Genomic DNA, 23793 nt, shown 5'->3' with positions numbered 1-23793 from the left:
ATAACATAATTGTAGCGTTTTACGTTTAGTGGCCGCTATCTTTGTATTACCCGTTAAGATCAGGATATGAAAAAAAATTGCCTTTTAGTTTTATTACTGGTTATTACTGTTTGGGGTTGTAAAAAAAGTACCAGCATTGTACCCGAACCCGGTGGCGGAGGTGGTAGCATCAGCGCGGCAGCTATAACATCAGCCAAGTTAGAGGTTAAATATAACGCAGGCAAAATAGCTACCGATGTACTTTTCACTATCGATGAGGCTAACAACCAATTGCTTGCCGTATTGCCTGACGTTAACGCGGTAAAAAAACTCGCGGTAACTTTTACCACACGTACCCCGGGTACGCTTATAAAAGTTGTTGATACCTTGCTGATCAGCGGTACTACCGTTACAGATTACAGCTTACCGGTCACTTACAAAGTGCAAACCCCGCAAGGCGTTACCCGCGATTATAAGGTGATGGTGAAAGTATTCACCGGTATCCCGATCATCAATATCACTAGTTCGGGCGCTATTACATCTAAAGAAACCTATGTTAACGGAACGGTATCGGTGAACGGTAACGGCGAATTTGAGAGCAAGTCGCCCGCTACCATGCGTATCCGCGGCAGGGGTAACTCAAGCTGGAGTTTGTTCCCTAAAAAGCCTTACCGTATTAAGCTGGATAACAAATCATCGATGCTGGGTATGCCATCGGCTAAGGATTGGGTACTATTAGCCAACTATAATGATAAAACATTGATGCGTAACCGTGTGGCATTGGAACTGGCCCGTAGATTAGGATCAGACTTTGCGCCCGAAAGCCGTTTTGTAGAAGTATTCCTAAATGGCCAATATCAAGGAAACTATCTAATGACCGCTCAGGTTGAGGTAAATACTGCCCGAGTTAATATCACGGAGATGACCGCATCGTCAACGGATATTACAGGCGGCTACTTGTTAGAGTTAGATTATCGTTTGGATGCACCTAACTGGTTTCGCACAACTAAGGATCTGCCGGTGGCTATCAAATCACCCGACGAAAAAGCTACCCCAGCCCAGTTGGCCTACATTAAAAAATATTTTCAGGATACCGAAGATGCTATCTTCTCATCAAATTGGGGCGACCCGGTTAATGGTTATGCCAAATTCATCAACAGCGACTCATTTGTGAACTGGCTGCTGACCATGGAGACCGTGAAGAATCAGGATGCCCGCGACTTTAGCAGCGTATTCTTCTTTAAAGATAAAGGTGCTAAAATGGGCATGGGTCCGGTTTGGGATTTTGACCTGAGCAGCGGCAATATCGACAGTACCATTGCTAAAAACCCCGAGAACTGGTACGTGCGCGATGGTACATGGTTTTTACGCCTGGCGCAAGATTATAACTTTAACATCAAAGTACGTAACCGCTGGACCGCCATGCGTGCCACCGCCGTTGAACAGATATTTAGAGATATAGACTATAACGAAAAGTATCTGGCCCTATCGCAGAAAAAGAATTTTGAGAAATGGCCTATCCTGGATAAATACATCTGGCGCAACGCCGTAGTGACCGGCGCTTACGACAAAGAAGTTGACTATATGCGTACCTTCCTGAAGACGAGGGTGGCCTGGATAGATAAGAATATTATGCAGTTCTAAGTAGGGAGTCTTAAGTCTGGAGTCTTAAGTCGAAAGTCCGGAGTTGAAGGTGAAAGCTTTAACTTCGGACTTTTGAGTTTAACTAAATTGATAACTTCGGACTTCGGGCTTCGGAATTGAAACTTCGGACTTGAGACTTCCGACTTAATGAAGTATCTTAAACATCAATTCCTTCATCAACTCGCCGGGGCCGGCGGTCGATTCTACACCTTTGCTTTTTAGGTCATATTCGCGCAGGTAGCTGATGATCTTCATGGTTTTGCCGTAATCAAAGCTGCGGGCAGCGGCTTCGTAATCTTTTACAAAGTAGGGGTTCACGCCCAGTTCTTTTGCCGCTTGCGATTTATCTTTCAGGTAATGGTAGATCAATACCTTAGTAAAGTAGTTATTCAGGTTGCCCAATACCAACACGATCGGATTTGATTTTGGGTTAGCCTCGAAGTAATTAATGATCTGATTGACCTTGTAAGCATCCTTGCGCACCAGGGCGGTCTGTAACTCAAAAACGTTGTATTCTTTACTGATACCGATGTTGTCCTGAATATGCTTGAGGGTGATCTCTTGCCCTTTCTCTACGTTCAGCATCAGCTTATCCAACTCGTTGGCGATCTTAGATAGATCATTGCCCAAATATTCGGCCAGCATAGCTGATGCCTGGCTGCTTAATTTGTATTGCTTATCGGTAACGTAGCCTTCGATCCAACCCGGTATCTTGTTATCATACATCGGGTTCGACTCAAAGATCAAACCCGTTTTGTCGATCGCCTTGTAGGTTTTTTTACGTTTATCGAATTTGCCGTACTTGTAACAGAATACCAAGATCGTGCTCGGCAACGGGTTCTCCAGATAAGCCAGCAGCGGATTGATGGACTTTTTATCGTCATCATCCTTACCCCATTTCATGTCCTGTGCTTCCTTTACCATCACCACTTGGTAGTCGGCCATCATGGGGTAGCGTTTGGCGGCGTTCAACACGGTCATCACATCGGTGTCCTTTCCGTATAGTATGGTCTGGTTAAAGCCGCGCTCGGCAGGGGGGAGCAGATCGTGCTCGATATAATTACTTACCTGATCTATAAAATACGGCTCGTCGCCATGCAGCAGGTACATGGGCTTAAACTTTCGGTTACGGAGGTCTTTAAGTATTTCAGGCGCGGTCATCTTTTCGGAGGGCAAATTACGAAAATATTAAATGCTCTGGCTTCAGTTTGCAACTGAAGTCTACAGATGAATTGAAGTCTGAGACTTCCATAGCGAAAAATGTTAATTTTGCTGTCGATGAACGACCTGTTGCAGCCGCTTAATTTGCCACCACATCCCTTTAAGATCACCGAGCACGAGGGCGTTTATTCCCTGTTCGACGAGTTGCGCAAGCGCAATATCATCATCACACCCGAGGAATGGGTGCGCCAGCATTTTGTACAATACCTGATCAAACAAAAGGGCTATCCTAAAACACTGATCGGTTTAGAGGGTGGATTGAAACTGCACGGCATGCAACGCCGGTCTGATATTTTGGTACGCAATAACAAAGGCGAGAAGGTGATGCTGGTAGAGTGCAAAGCACCGTCGGTAAATATCACCCAGGCTACTTTTGATCAGGTGGCGCGTTATAACATGGTACACAAGGTGCCGCTGTTGGCAGTGACCAATGGACTAAACCATTATTACTGTAAGATAGACCTGATCAACGAAAGCTATAGCTTTTTGCAGGACCTGCCGGAATATATTCAGATCTCATCGTAAACAAAAGAACCCGCTCAATGGCGGGTTCTGCTATTTTAAAAGTCGCTTAACAACTCCAGCTTTTTTGCGTTATATTCTTCCTGCGATATCAGACCATTATCAAAAAGCGTTTTTAATTTTTTTAGCTTTTCGGTCAGCACATCGGGCTTAACTTCCGGCGCGGGCGGCGGAGTAGGCGCGGGTGCCGGTGGAGCGATCACAACTACCGGCTCAGGCTGTGGAGCAGGCGTTGGTATCGACATCGGTGCGACAGGCTGAAAAGCTACGTTCTGCGGGCGATCTATACTTACCGATCCTGATTCTGCACGTTTTTCTTCCAGGCTGCGTTGGTGTCGTGCTTCGCGCTCCATGTCGGCACGTTCACGGGCATATTGATACAGTTTGCGTGCCTGTACTTTAGGCAGGTAGTCTGTTCCCTGTTCGCCGCCGCCAACTTGCTGCACGCTGAAGATGGCACCAATGATCTCTTCTTTAGTGAAAACATCTTTGATATCCTTCCAGGCAAAATCTATAAATTTCATCGATAAACCTAAATTTGCCGGGGTGAAAAACAGCACCCGTTTAGTGGTCAGCGCAACGGCATCCGGCAGGATGTTTACCAATGGTTTTTTTTGCGTAGCAATGTATAGGATCTCTTCGCCGGTGGTCAACAGGTCAACTAAGCGACCGTAAACCTTCTCGACGCATTTGGGATCTTGGTCGTCTTTTAAAAATTTCTCTATCATGTTCTTGTTCAGATGATGGGAGTAAAAATAGTATATTTAAATCACAAAGGTCATGCTGAACTTGTTTCAGCACCTCATACGCAAAGTTTAAGGCTTTTATGGCTGACCTGTTTGATGGGTTCCCGATCCGTTAACTAACGGACGGAATGACTGTTTGTTACCCCACCAGCAAATTGCACCCCCTGATATCCGAATGGTCAAACCTCCCCAATACCTCAAACGAGCCATCTGCAGCCACTTTACCCAGGTCCTGCGTAGCGATAAAGCTGCAGGAGTTGATATTGGCCAGGTCGATCACGTTGATGCCGCCGGTACGGTCGGTGCCGGTAAAGCTAAGTGGATCATTAGTGTCACGGGTGATGATGCGCATCCATGGAGGGCAATTGAATATGCCGTCGCCTTTAGAGTAAGCCTGACTTAATAATTCCGTCATGCCGTATTCTGAATGGATCTTAGCTACGCCGAACCCTTGGCACAGGATATCATGCAGTTCCTCGCGGATCATCTCTTTGCGGCGGCCTTTCATGCCGCCGGTCTCCATTACGATCAGTTCGGGGAAGTTGATCGCGTGTTGTTCTACAAAATCGAGCAGGGCGAAGGTGACGCCGATCAGTATCGTCGGCTTTTTATTTTGTTGCTGACGTTGTAGTTGATCGTAAAGGTCGGCGTGGTTGTACAGATAAAAACCGCTATCCGGGTTTTCGGACTGTGTGATCAGATCCTGCGCCATATAGATCAATGACGAACCTTCGCGCTCTAAATAGGAGGGGAGGAGCGCTAAAACGCAATAGCTTTTAATATCACCATAGAACAGATCAAAAGACCGTCGGAAACTTTCCTCGTACCATTTAACGTCGGTGACATAATGGCTGCTGGTTATCATGCCTGTGGTGCCTGAACTTGTAAAGGTGACCTCGACAGGCGCGTCGTTACTGAGCACCTTATGCGACTTAAAGAACGATATCGGCAGGAATGGGATCTTAGCGATGCTGTCCACGCTATCGATATCAACCCGTAACCCATCAATAAACTGACGATAGACCGGACAATGCTGTGCCTGATGACGGAACACCTGTAGGGCTGCATCGGTAAACTCTTGTTCGGTCTGTATCGAAAATATCTGTTGCGGGTCAAGCATGAGGCAAAGATAAATAATTGTGGCCCCCCGGCCCCCTGAAAGGGAAGGAAATGTGCAGATATGACGAAGTGAAGATGTGTAAATGGTCGATGCATGAACCTGAAAATTGATCAGAAAACAGACCGAAAAACAGGCTTGAAATTGCTCACAAAATTTGACTGCTCTTTGGAAGTGATTTCGTGGCGGTTTTATGATGAAAAATACGGTTCGATGACTTTGTTGAAATAGTCTGTCTGTCAGCGTGTTGCAATGTGGTATGTTAAGGAAATATCATTATTTGTTTTTTACTTGCATAAGTTAAATTTAATGCAGTTTTTTGCACCCGATTTCAATAACACCAACGCGTTATAAAACAATGAAAAAAACAAGCATCATAAAGCCTGCCCCTAAAGCGATCTTCGCCTGGGTTGCCGCTGCTTTAATTGCTGACTTTTTTACATTTTCCCCATCACGACGAAGGCCGTTCATTCCACGGGTTTGAATGTAGGCCATGCGCCCTCCCCCTAAAACTATCAGAAAGGATAAACAAACCTTTTTGATCCAAAACCATTCAATTAATAAGGCCTAACGGTCAATTATTTAACGGTAGTTTTTCTATTAAACTAATGACAATACAAGATTTTGATATCATAGTGGCATCTGCACAGCATGTTGAATACGCTGCACAGATCTGTGATGAGATGGCTGCTTCAGCAAAAGCCCGCGGTACGGGTATCGCGCAACGCACGCCCGAGTATGTCGCTACTAAAATGCTTGAAGGTAAATCAGTTATCGCATTGCATCGCAACGGTACCTGGGCTGGCTTTTGCTATATAGAGACCTGGAGCCACGGCGATTTTGTGGCCAATTCGGGCCTGATCGTCAACCCTGAGTTCCGGAAGGTAGGCTTGGCTAAGGCCATCAAGCACCGCGTGTTCCAATTATCACGCGAGAAATATCCTGAAGCTAAAATATTTGGCCTGACCACCGGTTTGGCTGTAATGAAGATCAATTCCGAGATAGGTTACGAACCGGTAACGTACTCAGAATTAACCCAGGACGAAGCTTTTTGGAGCGGCTGTAAAAGTTGTGTCAATTACGATATCCTGATGGCCAAAGGTCGTAAGAACTGCATGTGCACCGCCATGCTGTTTGACCCTGCCGAGAAAGCCAAAGAATACGAAGAGAAAATGCAAAAGATCACGCACAAGGCCACTTTGCTTGAGCGTATAGAGAACGCGCTCAAACGGTCGAAGAAAATGGTCTTAGCCCACAACAAGTTTTAAGAGGAAGGTGAAAGGCGAAAGGTAAAAGGTAGGAGAATAATGAGAGACTATAAAAAGCTCGAAGTTTGGAAAAAGGCTCACGCTTTGACCAAGCAGATCTACAAATAGGTCCTACCGTTGATGCCTAATGAAGAACGCTTTGCTTTGACCGACCAATTAAGAAGGTCAACGTGTTCGATACCGCTTAATATTGTGGAAGGATGCGGAAAGAATACAGACAAGGACTTTGTCCGATATTTGGACAATGCCTTAGGTTCGGCACACGAAGCCGAATATACATGTTTTTTAATTTACGATATAGGCTTCATTTCAAATGAAGTTTACGAAAAGATAAGCAATGCGATCAACGAAGTAAAAGCAATGTTGATCGGTTTTATTAAATTTTTGAGGGGCGGAAAAGACCTTTAACCTTTCGCCTTTCACCTTTTACCTTAAATTGAAATGGAAAAAAAGAAAGTAGTATTAGCCTATAGCGGCGGATTAGACACGTCGTTCTGCTGTATATATCTTACCCGCGACCTTGGTATGGAAGTTCACTCGGTGATCGTAAATACGGGTGGTTTTAGTGATGAGGAATTAAAGAAAGTTGAAGAACGCGCTTACGAAATGGGCGTGACCAGTCACCACGTGGTTGACGAGACCGAGAACTTTTACAACACTTGCGTGCGTTTCCTGATCTATGGCAACGTGCTTAAAAATAATACTTACCCGCTGTCGGTCAGTGCCGAGCGTGTTAGTCAGGCTACTGCGATCGCTAACTATGCTAAAGAGATCGGTGCCGAGTCTGTTGCTCACGGTAGCACCGGGGCAGGTAACGATCAGGTACGTTTTGATATGATCTTTAATATCCTGGTGCCTGAAGTAAAGATCATTACCCCGATCCGCGACCTGAAGCTAAGCCGCGAAGAAGAGATCGAATACCTGAAAAAACATGGTGTGGAGATGAACTTCGAGAAAGCTAAATACTCTATTAACAAAGGCATCTGGGGCACATCAGTAGGTGGTAAAGAGACCTTAACATCAAACTTGGGCTTGCCTGAGGATGCATGGCCGACCCCTGTTACCGAAAGCGAGACCCGCGATATTGAATTGACCTTTGAGAAAGGTGAGTTAGTGGCTATCGACGGCACATCATACGATCACCCTACCAAAGCTATTCAGGCTTTGCAGGCTATCGCACAGCCATACGGCATCGGCAGGGATATCCACGTAGGTGATACTATTATCGGCATTAAAGGCCGTGTCGGGTTTGAGGCTGCTGCGCCGATGGTGATCATTAAAGCGCACCACACTTTAGAGAAACACGTGTTGACCAAATGGCAATTAAGCTGGAAAGATCAGTTAGCATCTTTCTACGGTAACTGGTTGCACGAAGGTCAGTTCCACGATCCGATCATGCGTAACATCGAGTCTTTCCTGACCGATACACAGGATAAGGTAAGTGGTAAAGTGTTTGTTCAGTTAAACCCTTACAGGTTCCAGGTGGTAGGTATCGAATCTGATCACGATCTGATGAGTAATAAATTTGGCAGCTACGGTGAAATGAACAATGCCTGGAGTGGCGAGGATGTTAAAGGTTTCTCTAAGATCTTTGGTAACCAGGTAATGATCTACCATAAAGTTAACGGCCCTGAGTAATGCTGAATACCGTATTCTCAAAGTCCGAATGTATAGAACATTACCGTTGGGGCGACGATTGCCACGGCTGGACGTTTGTAGATACGGAAGCCTTATCGGTAAAGCAAGAATTGATGCCACCCGATACTGCCGAAACAATGCACTATCATGACCGGGCAACACAATTGTTCTTTATCCTGAAAGGTCGGGCAAGGTTCACGATCGATGGCGTAATCACCGACCTGCGTGAGCAGGAAGGCATAGAGATAAATCCGGGGCAAAAGCATCAGATAGCTAACGTTCAGCCGTCGGATCTGGAGTTTATACTGTACTCTTATCCGTCGACAAAAAATGATAGGGTCAATGTCTGAGGTAGTGATCAAACGTATCGGACTTGATGAGGCTGATCTGGTGATCGAGCTATTCGACAGATACCGGGTGTTCTACAAACAGGCATCTGATAGAGCATTAGCTGAACAGTTCATTACCGAAAGGCTAAGCAGCAACGAGTCGGTGGTATTTGTGGCGATGATGGGCGAGCAGGCTGTCGGGTTTACACAGCTTTATCCAAAGTACTCGTCTATGCGGGCGGTGCGAAATTGGATACTTAACGATCTGTATGTAGATGCGGATCATCGCAAATTTGGGATCGGTACAAAGCTTATCCAAGCTGCCCGGGACTTTGCAAAGGACGCGGGCGCCAAATTTGTTCAGTTAGAACAGCGGTTGATAATTATACCGCGCAAAGTTTATATGAGGGTATCGGTTTTGAGCTGCAAGCACCCGATACCGAATTTTTAGTTTACAGAATTAGCGTTTAATACAATGGCAAATATAAAAGCAGGCATTATTGGTGGAGCAGGTTACACAGGCGGCGAGATGTTACGCATTTTGGTAAATCACCCAAATGTCGATATCGCTTTTGTGAACAGCACCAGCAACGCCGGCAATTATGTTTACGATGTACATACTGATCTTTTCGGCGATACCGATCTTAAATTTACCGGCGAATTATCTACCGATATCGACGTGTTGTTTTTATGCGTGGGCCATGGCGATGCTAAAAAGTTTTTAGAAGTTAATCCTATCCCGGATGCGGTTAAGATCATAGACCTGAGTCAGGATTTTCGTTTGACTCAAAACTCAAAACTCAAAACTAAGAACTTCACTTACGGTTTGCCTGAGTTGAACAGAGACGCTATCAAGTCAGCACAAAATATCGCTAACCCGGGGTGCTTTGCCACTTGTTTACAATTAGGTTTGTTGCCTTTAGCGAGCAAGCAGTTGCTGAACAACGAGGTGCATATCACGGCTACTACAGGTTCTACAGGTGCAGGCCAAAAAGCTACCGCTACCACGCACTTTACGTGGAGGAACGATAACCTATCGGTTTACAAAGCTTTTGACCACCAGCACCTGAATGAGATAGGTGAGTCGCTGACCCAATTGCAGGGCCAAACGCCGGTAGCACCGATCAACTTTATCCCTTACCGAGGTGATTACACACGAGGCATCATTGCCTCGATATATACAGAAAGCGAGCTGACAGAGCAGGAGGCCCTGCAGCTTTATCAGGACTATTATGCCGGCCATCCGTTCACTCATGTTACCGACCGCGACATCGACCTGAAACAGGTGGTAAATACCAACAAGTGCTTTATCCAGGTGAAAAAGCATGGTAACAAGATATTTATCATCAGCATTATTGATAACCTGCTAAAAGGTGCCTCAGGTCAGGCCGTTCAGAACATGAATCTGATGTTCGGGCTGGATGAGTGGGCGGGCTTAAGGCTTAAGGCTATTGGTTTTTAATAAATGATTATGTCATGCTGAACTTGTCTCAGCACCCCATTTGCAAAGTTGATAAAGCGAGTGGGTTCCCGAAACAAGTTCGGGATGACTTAATGATCAACACATCACAACAATGAAACTATTCGACGTTTACCCTATAAATAATATCAACATCGTTAAAGGTGTTGGCAGCCTGGTGTATGATCACACCGGTCAGGAATATCTGGATCTTTACGGCGGCCATGCCGTCATCTCTATTGGCCACACCAACCCGCACTATGTAAAGCGTTTGGAGGACCAATTGCACCAGATCGGTTTTTACTCAAACTCTATCGAGATACCTTTGCAAACCCAATTGGCCGAAAAATTAGGTCAGGTAAGCGGTAAAGAGGATTATCAATTGTTCCTTTGCAACTCGGGCGCCGAGGCTAACGAGAACGCACTGAAACTGTCATCGTTTTACAACGGTCGCAAAAAAGTGATCGCTTTTAAAGGAGCTTTCCATGGTCGTACTTCATTGGCGGTATCTGCTACGGATAATCCAAAGATCGTTGCCCCGGTTAACGAGACCGATAACATCATCTTTTTACCCTTTAACGATGAGGCTGCATTGGAGCAGGCTTTTGCCGATAACGAGATATCATCGGTGATCATTGAGGGTATCCAGGGTGTAGGCGGTATCCGTGTGGCATCAGAAAGCTTCCTGCAAAAGATCAGGATCTTATGCGACGAGCACAACGCGGTATTTATTGCCGATTCGGTACAATGCGGTTATGGCCGTTCGGGTAAGTTCTTCTCGCACGACTTTGCCGGCGTAGATGCCGATATTTACAGCATGGCTAAAGGTATCGGGAATGGTTTCCCAATGGGGGCGATCATTATCTCGCCTAAGATCAAACCGGTTTATTACATGCTGGGTACTACCTTTGGCGGCAACCATTTAGCTTGTGCCGCCGGTTTAGCCGTGCTGGAAGTAATGGAGCAGGATAACCTGATGCAGAACGCTGCCGAGGTTGGCGCTTACCTGATCGATGAGGTAAAGAAATTCAGTCAGGTTACCGAAGTACGTGGTCGTGGTTTAATGATCGGTATCGAATTACCTGTCGAATTAGCCGACGTGAAAAAGAACTTGCTATTTAAGCATCATATATTTACAGGCGAGGCTAAGCCGAATGTGATCCGTTTGCTGCCCGCTTTAAATTTAACTAAAGCTTATGCCGATAGATTTTTAGAGGCATTTGCAAAAGAGGTGAAATAAAGCCCCCCGGCCCCCTAAAGGGGGAGGGCAATGGGCGTAACTAATATAAATAATAACACAACCCCTCCCTTTAGGGAGGTCGGGAGGGCTTATGAAACTATTTTCTTCTGTTAACGACGTTACCGATCTGGATGCGCTGGTTGCCCAGGCATTGCAATTAAAGGCTGATCCTTTTGCTCATCAGTATTTGGGTAAGAATAAGACCCTTGCACTGGTTTTCATGAATCCGAGCTTGCGCACCCGTATGAGCACCCAAAAGGCCGCCCGTAATCTGGGGATGGACGTAATGGTGCTTAATGTGGACAAAGAAGGCTGGGCCTTGGAACTGCGTGACAACGTGATCATGAACGGTACCACCGTTGAGCACATTCGCGAGGCGGCAGGAGTAATGGGTGAGTATGCCGATATCATCGGTCTGCGTGCGTTCCCGGGGTTAAAAGACCGTGACGAAGATTATACGGAGATGATCTTTAACAAATTCGTTCAGTTTTGCGGTAAGCCGGTAGTGAGCCTTGAATCGGCCACACGCCACCCGCTGCAAAGCTTGGCCGATCTGGTGACCATCACCGAATTAAAGATTCGTTCGCGCCCTAAAGTGGTGCTGACCTGGGCCCCTCACGTTAAGCCATTGCCACAAGCTGTACCTAACTCGTTCGCCGAGTGGATGTGCAAAGCAGATGTGGACTTTGTGATCGCCCAGCCTAAAGGTTACGAGTTATCGACCAAGTTCACCCAGGGCGCTACCATTACTTATAACCAGCAGGAGGCTTTGGCTGATGCCGACTTTATCTATGTAAAGAACTGGTCGGCTTATGAGCCTTACGGCAAAATGCCCGAGGTTACTGAAGACTGGTTACTGAAAAACGATAGCTTAAAGATCACTAACAACGCCAAGGTGATGCACTGCTTACCTGTCCGCCGTAACTTAGAATTGAGCGACGAGATATTAGATGGCCCGCATTCGGTAGTTGTCCACGAGGCCGGTAATCGTGTTTGGGCTGCGCAAGCGGTGTTGAAGCAGATGTTGGAGAATTTGTAACATCTTATTAAAATGTGACCAAGGCCCTTTTTAGGGCCTTTTTTATTGGTTAAATTTATCAGATAAAACCATACCGCATCCTTGGCGGTTTATCATTTAAATCACCCGTATAAATGGCGTTTATTGACTATTATAAAGTTTTGGGCGTAGACAAAACTGCCGACGATAAGGCGATCAAAAGCGCTTACCGTAAACAGGCGCGCAAACTTCACCCCGATCTTAATCCTAACGACGAGGAGGCTAAAAAGAAATTTCAGGAACTGAACGAGGCTAACGAAGTTTTAAGCGACCCTGAGAAACGTAAAAAATACGATCAGTACGGCGAAAATTGGCAACAAGGTGCGCAATATGAGCAGGCAAGGCAGCATCAGCAACGTTCTGCATATGGCGGTGGCGGGTATCAGTCAGGTGGTTTTGAAGGCTTTGGCGGCGATGCCGATTTTTCGGAGTTCTTTACGTCAATGTTCGGCGGAGCGGCCAATGGCGGCGGAAGGCAGACAGCCTATCGCGGACAAGATCTGAACGCGGAGCTAAAATTGGATCTTAGGGATATCTTAGAAAGTCAAAAACAAACGCTGACGGTAAATGGTAAGCAGATCCGTATCACTATCCCAGCGGGTGTAGAGAATGGGCAGACCATCAAGATCACTGGTCATGGCGGGCCCGGTAGGAATAATGGCCCGGCCGGCGATCTGTATATCACTTTTAACATCGCCAATGATCCTGAATTTAAGCGCCAAGGCGCAGACCTTTATCGCATTATAAAGCTTGACGTGTACACCGCAGTTTTAGGAGGTGTTATCACCGCTGATACGCTCACCGGCAAAGTGAAGCTGAAAGTTAAACCCGAGACCCAGCAAGGCACCAAAGTTAAGTTGAAGGGTAAGGGAATGCCGGTGTACAAGAAAGAAGGCGAATTTGGCGATCTCTACCTCACCTACGATATCGCCCTGCCGATCAACCTTACCGATAGGCAACGAGAGTTATTTGAAGAACTTGCTAAGTTGAACACTAATCATTAAGATCATGACACATCAATTGATATCGGTAGAAGAATTTTGTGTACATCACCACACCGAAATGACTTTTTTACAAGATCTGCATGACCAAGGTTTGATCGTGCTGACCATTGTAGATACTAAGCTGTGTATAGCAACTGAAGAATTGGTCAGGGTTGAAAAGATGGTGCATCTATACAAAGATCTGGACATTAACGTCGCAGGATTGGCATCCATCAGTCACTTACTTAATAAAGTGGAAAAGTTACAGCGTGAGTTGTGGGCAACAAAAAACAAGCTGAGATTTTACGAAGACTAAGCCGCCAACTGGTGTTCGATCTTTTCGATCAGATAATTAACGTCGAAAGGTTTTTGTAGAAAATCGTTAGGAGCAAAGTCTAGGCTCAACATGGATGATGTGCTTTCGGTAGCCGATATCATAATGATAGGTATGCCGGCTACGTTAGCTATCGATTTAATGGCGCGGCATATCATACGGCCATCCATTGGGCCAAGCATTACGTCTAACAGGATCAGGTCGGGGTGGTATTCGCTTATCCGTTCAAAAACTTTATCTGCATTGGCCAGGGTGCTTACATGATAGCCATAGTAGGAGAGTACCTCTTCGAGTATCTCCAGGATGGCCTGATCATCATCCACAACCAATATCTTTTTCTCTTTTTCCATTTCAAGTACTTATATACAATAGGTATGCCATTGCCGCGCAGATGGGCTTGTTTTGTTATACGTATTCTTAATGTTACTTTAAAATGTATATCGCTGCCCGGTAAACTTGCCTGCATATGTTTCAAAAAACGACGATAATGGCCTATAAGCTAAACATTTGTTTGATACACTTTTGGCGGGACAGGGCTATGCAATTACATGTTCATGCCAATTGCGTGCACATATCACTGGCTACTGCGTTATATTTGTTAAATAATGTTTATTGATATCGACACAAATACCCACCGATGTTTTTCCATTTACCCGAGCAGGATGTAGTAAAAGTTTTCGGCCGTAACCTCCGTAAGATCCGTCTGCAACGTAAACTTTCGATGGAAAAATTGGCAGATATGGCAGGCATGGAACTATCGCAGATATACCGTATCGAAAGCGGCCGCATAAACGCTAAGCTGACAACCATCGCTGCCCTTGGTAAAGCGCTTGATGTGGACCCGAACGAGTTGCTGCGCGTACCTAATTTACCGACCGACTGATCCGCAGATTTGAATATCGCCCATTAAAGTTTGATATTAGCCAATTATAAACCATTTTTTATGGAAACCCCCGACAATGGCTATGTAAGATCCGAAACTGCTGATCTTATTACTACAATAAGCTTCTATCATCCGGCTCAAAATTCGTTGCCGTCGGTATTATTAACCGAGCTTGCCCAGGCAATTGAAGCAGCCGGCCGCAATGAGCAAACCCGTGTTATTATCCTAAAAAGTGCCGGCGACCGCACTTTTTGTGCAGGTGCAAGTTTTACGGAATTGGTACAGATAAATGATAAACAGACCGGTGCTGCCTTTTTTAGCGGTTTTGCCAACGTGATCAATGCTTGCCGTACTTGTGGCAAACTGATCATTGTAAGGGTACAGGGCAAAGCGGTGGGCGGAGGCGTTGGTTTAGCTGCCGCTGCCGACTATTGTTTGGCTACAGAATCTGCCGCGATAAAACTAAGCGAGCTTTCAATAGGCATTGGTCCCTTTGTGATCGAGCCGGCGGTAAGCAGAAAAATAGGTCTTTCGGCGTTTTCGTCGCTAACTATCAACGCTACCGAATTCCAAACAGCTGCCTGGGCAAAACAATATGGTCTTTACAACGATGTCTTTGCAGATGCAGCAGGTCTTGACCACGCTGTGAATAGTTTAGCAACTAAGCTTGCAACTTACAACCCGGACGCGCTCGCGGCAATAAAAAGCGTATTATGGGAGGGTACTGAAAATTGGGGCGAATTATTGACCCAACGTGCTGCTATCAGCGGCGATCTGGTGCTGTCGCAATTTACCCAGGATGCTTTGCAGCGTTTCCTTTATGCTCCGAAGTGACAAGTCGCCTTAATTATCGGTCTATCATAATTTAGGTACATTCTAAATTAAGTGGTTTGATGGCTATATTGCGTCAAAAAGAAGCTTTTTTGCGATCTAATGTAATTTTAATTTCATTCTAAGTAAATCAATTAACCAATATGTTAATTAAAATTTGCATCGTATTAAGTTAAAACCTATAATTGTATACATCGTCAGCCCCCCAACTGGTTTAGTTTGTGGGGATGATCGGAACGACAGATATATATAATACCATTTCACAATTTTACACTACGCACTTGCAGCCTACCAATAAACGGATATTAGTTTTAGACGACAATCAGGACATTCTGGAAATGGTGAATGAAGTGCTTGTTTACGAGGATTTTGAGGTACACGCCACTACCGACAGTAATGATATTTTGGGCGTGGCCGAAGAGTTTGACCCGCATTTAGTCATTTTAGATTACCGCCTTAATAACGCCAACGGTGGCGAGATATGCCGTCAATTGAAAAACACCGATCAGTTTAAGGATACCCCGGTCATTATATTTTCGGCTTACTTAAATTTCGCGGTCGATTACGACAAATACGGATGCGATGCGGTTTTGCCCAAGCCCTTTGATCTGGCCCAACTGATCGATACGGTGAACGGTTTGATCGTCAAGTTTTAATACGCCTTCTGTTACTAACCCTGTTTCTTAACAATATCTGCCAGTATCATATCGGCATGCACACGCGAGTTCTCTATAAACCACAGGTGCGTATCCATGCCGCCGCAAACTACACCGGCCAAATAAACGCCTTTCAGGTTGGTCTCCATAGTCTCGGGATCGTACTGAGGGATGAATTTGTTGTCCTGGGATAGTTTGATACCCAATGCGTGCAGGAATTTAAAATTGGGCTTATAACCCGTCATGGCCATCACAAAGTCGTTGTCGACAGTGACCGCTCCATCAGGCGTTTTAATATCGACCTCATGCTGATGAATAGCCGTCAGCGCTGAATTAAAATAGACCTTGATGCTACCTTCTTTGATCCTATTGATGATATCAGGCCTTACCCAATATTTTACCCGCTTGCTTACTTCATCTCCACGGATCACCAGGGTAACATCAGCTCCTTTGCGATAGGTTTCTAAAGCTACGTCAATAGCCGAATTGCTGGATCCAACTACCAGCACCTTTTGCAAAGCATAATAATGTGGATCCTGATAATAGTGCTTCACTTTAGGCAGGTCTTCGCCGGGGATATCGAGCGTTACCGGGATATCATAGAAGCCGGTAGACACGATAATATGTTTTGCCTGATAAACTTGTTTAGACGTGACGACCTTATAATGCCTGCCTTCGCCCGCCATGCCTTGCACTTCTTCAAATAAATTGATAGGGAGGTTGTTAGACAGTGCTACCCGGCGGTAATATTCCAAAGCCTCGTTACGGGTGGGGCGTTTGTTGGTGGTCACGAATGGTACGCCGCCAACCTCTAATTTCTCCGACGTAGAGAAGAATGTCATGGTAGACGGGTAGTTATAAAGCGAATTGACCAGGCAGCCTTTCTCTACAATAACAAAACTCAGACCGGCCTTTTGAGCGGCCAAACCGCACGCTATACCAATAGGCCCACCGCCAATAATAAGGATATCAAGCATGAACAAATGTAGTGATTGCGGGGCGCAAGGCGGAGAGCGTTGACAATAAAAAAGCGCCATTTCTTATCGAAATGACGCTTTAATTAATATCTGTTCTCAATTACCCCTTCAGGGGGATGAGTGGATCGGGCACAAAAATGGGTAAGCTACTTCTATCGCGCCGCTCAACTCTCTACCCTTGCTGCGTTCCCACCCTGGGGGAGTTCAAAAGGAGCTGGCCGTAAAAGACTTACCCACCGCAAATGTAGCAAAAAAAGCGGCTCTGCGTTAAGTTAATGTGAAAATGTGCGGATAAGCATATATGTAGATGTGCAAATGCTTAAAGATGAACTGAATAATTTTTGATATTCAGGCGATACCGGTCTGTTTAACTCATGCCAACAACATCCCGCATATAAGCATCCATTCGGTCAAGATCTATCGCATCGTTCAGGAAACCGATATGCATATCCGGGCGGATCAATATCGAGCGGTGCCGGTTCTTGCCTATCTCAAAAGCATCGAACACGGGTTGATTCTTAGCCGATGGCGGCAAATAGTAGAAATTGATATAACCATTGTGGTTTTGCGTAAGCCATTTAGCGATCTTAAATAATTCTTCCTCGATCACTTTACCCATTACAATGAGCGTGAAACCCGGCTTGGCGCACCATTGGTGGAGGTCGGTCTGTTGGTTTCGTTTTTCGTCGTGGATGATCAGGCAAGGCAGGCGGTCGCCAGCCTGTATCTTTTTAGCCTGACTCAAATGTAAATTCAGTTTGCTGTCGCGATAATTGATGCCTGTTTGTGATACTGTTCGGATAAAGAACTCGCGTACCTTCTCCCGCTTCCAGGCAAAATTCAATAAGCGCGTCATTAGGTGTTTTTTAAAGAAGCCGGCGGCCCAATTTGTAGACATGGCAGCTTTGAATGCTCTATCCGTAGTTTTAAGCAGTTGCCTGGCCACGGGCATCCGCTCGGCAGCGTAGCTATCTAATATCCGCTCAGATGCTTTGTTTTGGATCACGTAAGCTAATTTCCATGCCAAGTTATAAGCGTCCTGTAAGCCGGTATTCATGCCCTGCCCGCCAACGGGCGAATGGATGTGCGCCGCATCCCCGATCAGGAAGGTACAGCCTTGCCTGAACTGGCCAGCCATGCGATGATGCAACTTATAAGTGATCAGCCAGCGGCAATCGTCAATAATAACCTCCTTGCCCACAATACTGTTGAGCGACGGCAGCACATCCGCTAATTGCAGCTCATTACTATCGTCGGAAAAACTATCTGGCATGTTCCCAATGATCCGATAATATCCCTGCTCCGGCATGGGGAAGAAGCCAGCCAAACCTTTATCAGATAAGTGTACTTGTATCAGTTCGCCGGCATCTTTGTCCGCGATCTTGCCGTCGATGAGGTAGAATAGGCTTTTATAGGTATCACCCTCAAATGGAATATTTAAAGACTTACGTACTGTGCTGTGTGAGCCGTCCGCCCCAATCAGCCAATCGGTTGTTAAAGTTTGGGATCGACCGTCGCTTTGTAATTTAACTGTAGCGATGTTAGATGTTTGAGATACGGACGTTAGCGTTGTGTTCCAATATACCGGGCAGCAATTCAGGGTAAGATATTCCAGCAATGTCCGCTCGTTGGCACTTTGGGGGTACATGAGGATGAAAGGGTAGAGCGTATCTAAATTGTTAACGTTGCCATAAAGCAATTGAGCGCCCGGTTCACCATCGCGATAAAAAGCGATGCCTTTCCCTTTGATGCCGCCGTTCAGTACTTTATCCACAATACCCATTTGCCTGTATATCTCTAACGAGCGAGCCTGAACAGCCAGCGCCTTAGAATGATCCGTCGGACCTAACCTGCTGTCGATAATAACAGGTTGCACACCATAACGCAACAGTTGCGCGGCCATCATCAACCCGGATGGCCCCGCGCCGATGATCAGTACCTGACAATGCTGGTCGTTTATGGTCATAGGCTCACATTAAGCGTGGAATATCAAAAATATGCAGGGCTTTTTATGAAGTTCGGGTATCTGTTTTTTCCAGGCGGCAATGGTTTGGGTGCGCACCATTTCATCAAGCCCGGTAAGGTTGCAGGCAATACATAAACGTGTGTTAGGTTTGCAACTGCGCAACACCTCGTCGAGCATGGAGTTATTGCGAAACGGCGTTTCTATAAACATTTGTGTTTGTTTAAGACGCTCGGCATTGCCTTCCATTTCTTTGATCTTTTTGGCCCTGTCCGCTTTGTCGATAGGGATATAACCATGAAAGATAAAGCTTTGTCCGCTAAATCCCGATGCCATCAAGGCTAACAAGATCGAACTCGGACCTACCAAGGGGACAACTTTAATGCCCTTACGATGTGCCTCGGCAACAATATCAGCGCCCGGATCCGCAACACCCGGGCAACCGGCCTCGCTCATCAGGCCTACATCTTTACCGGCTAACAATCCTGCAAAGAACGGCGCAAGCGATTCCTTGCGGTTATGCTTGCCATAATCGTGAATAGTGAGTTGGCTTTGCGGCATTTTTAACCCGCACTCTTTTAACCAGCGGCGGGCGGTCTTTTCGTTCTCCACGATGTACTCGCTGATCTGGTTAATGGTCTCTACCAAATAAGGTGTCAGCGAGCGGCCTACGGCCTCATCGGCTAAAGGTACAGGGATGAGGTATAATGTTCCGTTAGGCATAGTGTAGATATAAAAAGCCGGGTATGAATGTACAACACTCATACCCAACTAAAGTTCAATTATTTCAGTTTAGACAAAGCGGTTTTTATACGCGGGATCATATCGGCGATCTCCTGCGCGGTGCAGGTACCGACCGATGCCCTGAACCAGGTCGAGCTATCATCCGTACCGAAAGCCGAGAATGGAACCAAGGCCACCTTAGCTTCTTTGATCAGGTAAAAATTAACGTCGGCTGAGTTTTTGATCAGCTCACCATCGGGTGTGGTTTTGCCTGCATAGTCAACTTTAACGGTCAGGTAAATAGCGCCCATCGGTTCTACAGCGTCTACAGAAAAACCTTCAGCCTTTAATTCTTGAAAACCATTATAAAGGGTGGTTAGGCTGGTCTGTATCTTGGTTTTCAGATCGCCAAGGTAAGTGTCGACAGCAGCACCGTTACGTAGATAATCAGCCATAGCCACTTGCTCGGCCTTAGGCGACCAGGCACCCATGTGGCCTACAATGGCTTTCATGTTGTTGATGATATTGGCCGGACCGAAGCCCCAGCCTACACGTACACCTGTAGCGGCAAAGCATTTTGATGCGCCGTCAACGAAGATGGTCACGTCGCGTAACTCCGGGCGTAAAGTTACCGGGTTATAGTGCTGATGATCGCCAAAGGTCAATTGCGAATAGATCTGATCGTACAGAATGTACAAAGGTTTTTCGCCTTCGCCGCGGGTCTTGTTCTCCGCAATTACCAGGTCGCATATCTCTTCCAGGTCGCTCTTTTTGAACATCGTGCCTGTCGGGTTCAGCGGAGAGCATAGTGCCAATAGGGTAGCGCCTTTCAGGTGCGGGGCTAACTCGGCTGCGGTTGGCATAAAGTTATTTTCGGGTGTGGTCTGTACGATCACGGCGTTGGCCGTGGTCAGGTCGCTATAGTGGTTGTTGTTCCATGATGGTGCAGGGAAAACCACTTTATCGCCCGGGTCAACTATCGCCAAAAAGATAGAATAGATCAGTGGACGAGAGCCGCCTGATATCAATATCTCGTTAGGGGCATAGCTTAAACCCATGCGGCTTTGTAAAAACTCGCTTACACTTTGGCGCAAGATCAGCTCGCCATCGGCAGCAGGGTAGTTAGTTTGGTTGTGGCCATAAGCGTCCACAATGCCGGCTTTCAGCTCGGCAGGGATAGGGTAGATATTCGAGTCGAAATCGCCAATAGTTAAATTAGCGATGTTTTGCCCTTGTTTTTTAAGCTCGTTTATTTCGCCGGCTATCTTTATTATTTCAGATCCGCGCAAGTTTTGCGCTAATTTAGATACGATCATTCGTTCGGGAATTATAATTGGCTGCAAATATAGGAAGTTGGAATTAAGGAATGCGAAGTGCGGAATGTCAAATGCGAAATGAGGGAGCGAAATGACGGAGGAAAAATGCCCGTTCATGTTCACGTGAACAGGAGGCACTTGAGAGTTGTAACTAATTGAATATCAGTAGTGATATTTTTTGCCGTGAACAAGGCTTGATTTTGCTTGTTTTTGAGTCGGTGTAATGTGTTGTCAGTCAGGTGTTTAATTGAGTGTTGTTTGGCCTGTCTTGATACGCCCGTGAACATACTTTTGCGACAGTTGATGCCCTCTAACAAAGCTCCGGGACGATTGATCATATCGATCAAAGTTTTAAAACATACATTCTGAAAATTAAACCTAAACCAATGAGCCGTTCAAAGGAGGTTCAGCTAAAAATGCTTTCCAGGAGTTGACAACTTCGATCAGATCATTAAGCGGCATCATATAGTCCGGTTCACTAATATCTTCTTTGAGGGTATTATAAAAATATGCTATTTCATCGTTAATTAAAATTGCAATTGTTTCTGATCCAGCGTCATTATCATTCACTAATTCAGGTATCAAGTAATCATCAATATCACTGATTCGATGCCAAAAATCGATGAACTCAGTAAGAACCCAATTATTGGTTACTAACGATTTTCTTATTTTTTTCGGAAATCCTGAAATGTGAAAGGTTGTATTTTGAAATTCTATTTGATATCGCGATAATACTGTCTGATCCATAACTTCCTTTATTTATTTTCTATTGATGAACGGAAGCGCGGTTTTAATTTCGTTGTTGCTATTCACAAAAAAAATGTCAATTAACGGCCAACACCTCTTCTAACTTAGCCGTAATCTCATTGTGGTTACCCGATGCTGCTATTATTTCGCCTTTTTTATTAAGCAGAACGTAGAAAGGGATAGATAATACTCCATATTGATCAGCTGTTACAGAAAGGGAACTTTTGGGTGTCCATTTGTCGATCACTTGCCGCCAGGGCATCTTTTCCTGATCCAGCGCGTGTGTCCAGTTCTGCTGTTCATCATCGATGGAGATACTGATCATATCAACGCCCTTGGGATGGTATCTGTCGTAGATCTTCTTCCAGTGCGGAATATCTTTTCGGCAGGGTATGCACCAACTGGCCCAAAAGTCGAGCAGGATAACCGATCCGCGTTTATCGGCAAGACTTAGTTTGCTGCCATCCCTTTGTGATAACGTGAAATTTGGCGAAGTTTTACCCAAACGCAAGCCACCCAAGGCAGATAGCTTTTTGTTTATCGAAGCATAATAAGGCGATGCTTTTGCCGCCCCCGAAAATTTGTCTACTATTGAACCTAAATAAATGGCCGATACGCCAGGTGCCATTGAGATATATTCGTCAAATATTAGAGCACCGCCTACCGACGACGGGTTTTGTGGCACGTATCTCTCTATCCAAGTTCTCTGTTTAATGGTAGAAGCTTCCATGATCGAATCCATTTGTTTTTCCAAACCTTCGATCCGTTCCCGGGACGCCGTTTTCTGTTCTCTGAACAGGTCAAAGTATTTCGTGATACCTGTTTCGTCAAAATATGCTGTATAAGCATCCCCAATGGGTGAACCGGTTTCGCTTATTATTTGGATCATCGGTTGGTCTGTTGTTTTGTCTACCCATTGATGTATCGCGAAAGCGGTATCGATATTTAGCTTAATGTTCGGAGCATCTACAAATGCATGAAATGCCCAATTCCCCGGAGTGGCGGTGAACTGCTTTTTTTCGGGAAAACTTATTTGTCCGCTAAAAACAAATTTGCCATTAACGATCCTGGCACTATCTACTTTTTTGCCGGATGAGGATATATAGATAGTCCCCGAATCCACTCCTTTGAAAGTGCCGTTGACAACGTATTTTCCGCTATCGACTTTGGCCGCGCCTTTGGATGCATCAGGTTGTTTGCACGACGAAAATATTATCGAAAATAAAAGGCAGGCAACTAAGTAACAGTCGATTTGGAATTTCATGATAAGGGTTTAAGGTGTTTAAGTGATATGGTAGTTAAGGTCGTTATTTGATGAAGGTAAACATACGGATAATGATCGGTAAAGCAAGAATCTTCCCCCCCAATGCTCCCGCAAGCGCCCTCGCTTGTGGGAGCATTGAAGGTCAATTTGCAATGTGACCACTTTGCATGTTTGCCACAAGCGTTGGACGCTTGCGGCAGCGTAAGTGTATCAATATTTCTTTGGGACATTATTATCTAAATCGCTTTTCTTTTGCATGAAATTTTTTTTTTCAAAATGTCCCCAATGAAACCCGAAACAAAATGCATCTAATAAACTTTCACGGGAAGCATCAAGCACGACAAAAGGTGTATATTCAATATCATATTGCGAGGCTATAACAAACTTTGTCCCAAAACTTTCGTTAAAATCTTCGATCACTTTTGGTACTAACTCCGGGTAGTCTGGCATAAGTTTGATATATGTTTCTGAGGATCCGTAACTGGTATGATCAAGATCATGGTTTATTTTTTTTAATTCAATGACACTATTATCAAAATAACCTGGACCCAGATCAATAAACAGTCCCTGATCTATTGAGTTTAACACTTTTCTCTCCTTGTCTGTACCGGAAAATTTCGGCCTGCCTAAAAAGTCCTCTTCGTATCGTTCCTTAATGTTATTTTCTAAGTTACTATTCCAATTGAATGTATACAAAAACGTAGCAAGCCCAAGATCGTGAAGCTTTTGATACGTTGGTTCATTTATCCTGATCGAAATATTATCCCCAACATCAACTATTTCGATATCCGAAGCTTTCTTTTCAATATAAGCCTTTACTGGATGATAGATAAGGCTTGGTATTTTTATTACGATTTTTTGGTTATTCATACTGGTATTTTTATAGGTTTCCCTTA

At 45.2% G+C, this 23793-nt stretch carries 27 protein-coding genes and 1 other RNA gene; 15 read left to right on the top strand and 13 right to left on the bottom strand.

Annotation, left to right across the window (positions count from 1 at the left end; all coding sequences use genetic code 11):
- Window positions 1-66 precede the first annotated feature (66 nt).
- Complete coding sequence (locus tag IRJ16_RS07690; protein WP_194110973.1) at window positions 67-1623, top strand: CotH kinase family protein; 1557 nt, start codon at window positions 67-69, stop codon at window positions 1621-1623.
- Between the two features lie 144 nt (window positions 1624-1767).
- Here the strand turns inward: IRJ16_RS07690 and holA are convergent, their stop codons facing one another.
- The gene (gene holA, locus IRJ16_RS07685) at window positions 1768-2784 is read right to left on the bottom strand and encodes a DNA polymerase III subunit delta (protein ID WP_194110972.1); all 1017 of its coding nucleotides are present in this window, start codon (window positions 2782-2784) and stop codon (window positions 1768-1770) included.
- Between the two features lie 99 nt (window positions 2785-2883).
- On the opposite strand from holA, the gene IRJ16_RS07680 reads away from it, so the two are divergent.
- Window positions 2884-3369: a type I restriction enzyme HsdR N-terminal domain-containing protein gene (locus tag IRJ16_RS07680; protein WP_228079949.1), complete on the top strand. Its 486-nt coding sequence runs from the start codon at window positions 2884-2886 to the stop codon at window positions 3367-3369.
- Window positions 3370-3404: 35 nt separating this feature from the next.
- Here the strand turns inward: IRJ16_RS07680 and IRJ16_RS07675 are convergent, their stop codons facing one another.
- The 3 genes from IRJ16_RS07675 to IRJ16_RS07665 all read right to left on the bottom strand — a co-directional run bounded on the left by IRJ16_RS07675 (window position 3405) and on the right by IRJ16_RS07665 (window position 5724).
- A complete protein-coding gene (locus IRJ16_RS07675; protein WP_194111615.1) occupies window positions 3405-4094 on the bottom strand; it encodes a PH domain-containing protein in 690 nt (229 codons plus the stop codon).
- Window positions 4095-4251: 157 nt separating this feature from the next.
- The gene (locus IRJ16_RS07670) at window positions 4252-5232 is read right to left on the bottom strand and encodes a LuxE/PaaK family acyltransferase (RefSeq protein WP_194110971.1); all 981 of its coding nucleotides are present in this window, start codon (window positions 5230-5232) and stop codon (window positions 4252-4254) included.
- Window positions 5233-5577: 345 nt separating this feature from the next.
- Window positions 5578-5724, bottom strand: a complete 147-nt coding sequence (locus IRJ16_RS07665) for a hypothetical protein (RefSeq protein ID WP_194110970.1) — start codon at window positions 5722-5724, stop codon at window positions 5578-5580.
- Window positions 5725-5837: 113 nt separating this feature from the next.
- Between IRJ16_RS07665 and IRJ16_RS07660 the strand changes: the two genes are divergently transcribed.
- From IRJ16_RS07660 to IRJ16_RS07615, 10 genes are all read left to right on the top strand, one after another.
- Window positions 5838-6497, top strand: a complete 660-nt coding sequence (locus IRJ16_RS07660) for a GNAT family N-acetyltransferase (protein WP_194110969.1) — start codon at window positions 5838-5840, stop codon at window positions 6495-6497.
- Window positions 6498-6617: 120 nt separating this feature from the next.
- Window positions 6618-6905, top strand: a complete 288-nt coding sequence (locus IRJ16_RS07655) for a four helix bundle protein (protein ID WP_228079948.1) — start codon at window positions 6618-6620, stop codon at window positions 6903-6905.
- A 33-nt stretch (window positions 6906-6938) separates the two neighbouring features.
- The gene (argG, locus tag IRJ16_RS07650) at window positions 6939-8135 is read left to right on the top strand and encodes an argininosuccinate synthase (protein WP_194110968.1); all 1197 of its coding nucleotides are present in this window, start codon (window positions 6939-6941) and stop codon (window positions 8133-8135) included.
- Complete coding sequence (locus IRJ16_RS07645; RefSeq protein ID WP_194110967.1) at window positions 8135-8485, top strand: cupin domain-containing protein; 351 nt, start codon at window positions 8135-8137, stop codon at window positions 8483-8485. The genes argG and IRJ16_RS07645 overlap by 1 nt, the downstream gene beginning before the upstream one ends.
- Window positions 8478-8915 (top strand): GNAT family N-acetyltransferase, encoded by a 438-nt coding sequence (locus IRJ16_RS07640; protein WP_228079946.1) that lies wholly within the window; start codon window positions 8478-8480, stop codon window positions 8913-8915. Before IRJ16_RS07645 ends, IRJ16_RS07640 begins: the two co-directional genes overlap by 8 nt.
- 24 nt (window positions 8916-8939) lie before the next feature.
- On the top strand, window positions 8940-9926 hold the full coding sequence (gene argC, locus IRJ16_RS07635) for an N-acetyl-gamma-glutamyl-phosphate reductase (RefSeq protein ID WP_194110966.1): 987 nt from the start codon (window positions 8940-8942) through the stop codon (window positions 9924-9926).
- 112 nt (window positions 9927-10038) lie between these two features.
- The gene (locus IRJ16_RS07630) at window positions 10039-11163 is read left to right on the top strand and encodes an aspartate aminotransferase family protein (RefSeq protein ID WP_194110965.1); all 1125 of its coding nucleotides are present in this window, start codon (window positions 10039-10041) and stop codon (window positions 11161-11163) included.
- 91 nt (window positions 11164-11254) lie between these two features.
- Window positions 11255-12202 (top strand): Rossmann-fold NAD(P)-binding domain-containing protein, encoded by a 948-nt coding sequence (locus IRJ16_RS07625; RefSeq protein WP_194110964.1) that lies wholly within the window; start codon window positions 11255-11257, stop codon window positions 12200-12202.
- A 113-nt stretch (window positions 12203-12315) separates the two neighbouring features.
- The gene (locus tag IRJ16_RS07620) at window positions 12316-13224 is read left to right on the top strand and encodes a DnaJ C-terminal domain-containing protein (RefSeq protein ID WP_194110963.1); all 909 of its coding nucleotides are present in this window, start codon (window positions 12316-12318) and stop codon (window positions 13222-13224) included.
- A 4-nt stretch (window positions 13225-13228) separates the two neighbouring features.
- Window positions 13229-13519 (top strand): chaperone modulator CbpM, encoded by a 291-nt coding sequence (locus IRJ16_RS07615; protein ID WP_194110962.1) that lies wholly within the window; start codon window positions 13229-13231, stop codon window positions 13517-13519.
- Here IRJ16_RS07615 and IRJ16_RS07610 read toward each other — a convergent pair.
- Window positions 13516-13887, bottom strand: coding sequence for a response regulator transcription factor (locus tag IRJ16_RS07610; RefSeq protein ID WP_194110961.1), 372 nt, complete (start codon window positions 13885-13887; stop codon window positions 13516-13518). The two genes, IRJ16_RS07615 and IRJ16_RS07610, sit on opposite strands and share 4 nt — an antisense overlap.
- 287 nt (window positions 13888-14174) lie before the next feature.
- On the opposite strand from IRJ16_RS07610, the gene IRJ16_RS07605 reads away from it, so the two are divergent.
- The 3 genes from IRJ16_RS07605 (at window position 14175) to IRJ16_RS07595 (ending at window position 15907) form a co-directional block, all read left to right on the top strand.
- Window positions 14175-14420 (top strand): helix-turn-helix domain-containing protein, encoded by a 246-nt coding sequence (locus IRJ16_RS07605; protein ID WP_194110960.1) that lies wholly within the window; start codon window positions 14175-14177, stop codon window positions 14418-14420.
- A gap of 60 nt (window positions 14421-14480) precedes the next feature.
- Entirely contained in the window at window positions 14481-15254 is a 774-nt protein-coding gene (locus IRJ16_RS07600) for an enoyl-CoA hydratase/isomerase family protein (RefSeq protein WP_194110959.1), read from the top strand.
- Between the two features lie 224 nt (window positions 15255-15478).
- Window positions 15479-15907, top strand: a complete 429-nt coding sequence (locus tag IRJ16_RS07595; protein ID WP_194110958.1) for a response regulator — start codon at window positions 15479-15481, stop codon at window positions 15905-15907.
- 14 nt (window positions 15908-15921) lie between these two features.
- On the opposite strand, the gene IRJ16_RS07590 is transcribed toward IRJ16_RS07595, so the two are convergent.
- The 8 genes from IRJ16_RS07590 to IRJ16_RS07555 form a co-directional block, all read right to left on the bottom strand.
- Window positions 15922-16884, bottom strand: a complete 963-nt coding sequence (locus tag IRJ16_RS07590) for a YpdA family putative bacillithiol disulfide reductase (RefSeq protein WP_194110957.1) — start codon at window positions 16882-16884, stop codon at window positions 15922-15924.
- Window positions 16885-17020: 136 nt separating this feature from the next.
- Window positions 17021-17119: signal recognition particle sRNA small type (gene ffs, locus IRJ16_RS07585), an RNA gene on the bottom strand.
- Between the two features lie 132 nt (window positions 17120-17251).
- Window positions 17252-18850, bottom strand: coding sequence for an FAD-dependent monooxygenase (locus IRJ16_RS07580; protein WP_194110956.1), 1599 nt, complete (start codon window positions 18848-18850; stop codon window positions 17252-17254).
- A gap of 9 nt (window positions 18851-18859) precedes the next feature.
- A complete protein-coding gene (locus IRJ16_RS07575) occupies window positions 18860-19570 on the bottom strand; it encodes an SAM-dependent methyltransferase (protein ID WP_194110955.1) in 711 nt (236 codons plus the stop codon).
- A gap of 59 nt (window positions 19571-19629) precedes the next feature.
- Complete coding sequence (locus IRJ16_RS07570; protein ID WP_194110954.1) at window positions 19630-20886, bottom strand: pyridoxal phosphate-dependent aminotransferase; 1257 nt, start codon at window positions 20884-20886, stop codon at window positions 19630-19632.
- A 378-nt stretch (window positions 20887-21264) separates the two neighbouring features.
- On the bottom strand, window positions 21265-21633 hold the full coding sequence (locus IRJ16_RS07565; protein ID WP_194110953.1) for a hypothetical protein: 369 nt from the start codon (window positions 21631-21633) through the stop codon (window positions 21265-21267).
- Between the two features lie 76 nt (window positions 21634-21709).
- Complete coding sequence (locus IRJ16_RS07560) at window positions 21710-22897, bottom strand: TlpA disulfide reductase family protein (protein ID WP_194110952.1); 1188 nt, start codon at window positions 22895-22897, stop codon at window positions 21710-21712.
- Between the two features lie 210 nt (window positions 22898-23107).
- Window positions 23108-23767: a hypothetical protein gene (locus tag IRJ16_RS07555; RefSeq protein WP_194110951.1), complete on the bottom strand. Its 660-nt coding sequence runs from the start codon at window positions 23765-23767 to the stop codon at window positions 23108-23110.
- Window positions 23768-23793 lie beyond the last annotated feature (26 nt).

The organism is Mucilaginibacter myungsuensis (genome assembly GCF_015222005.1).
GTDB classification, from domain to species: Bacteria; Bacteroidota; Bacteroidia; order Sphingobacteriales; family Sphingobacteriaceae; genus Mucilaginibacter; species Mucilaginibacter myungsuensis.
The sequence above is the reverse complement of the archived record's forward strand: the minus strand, read 5'-3'. Positions and strand labels throughout refer to the sequence as shown.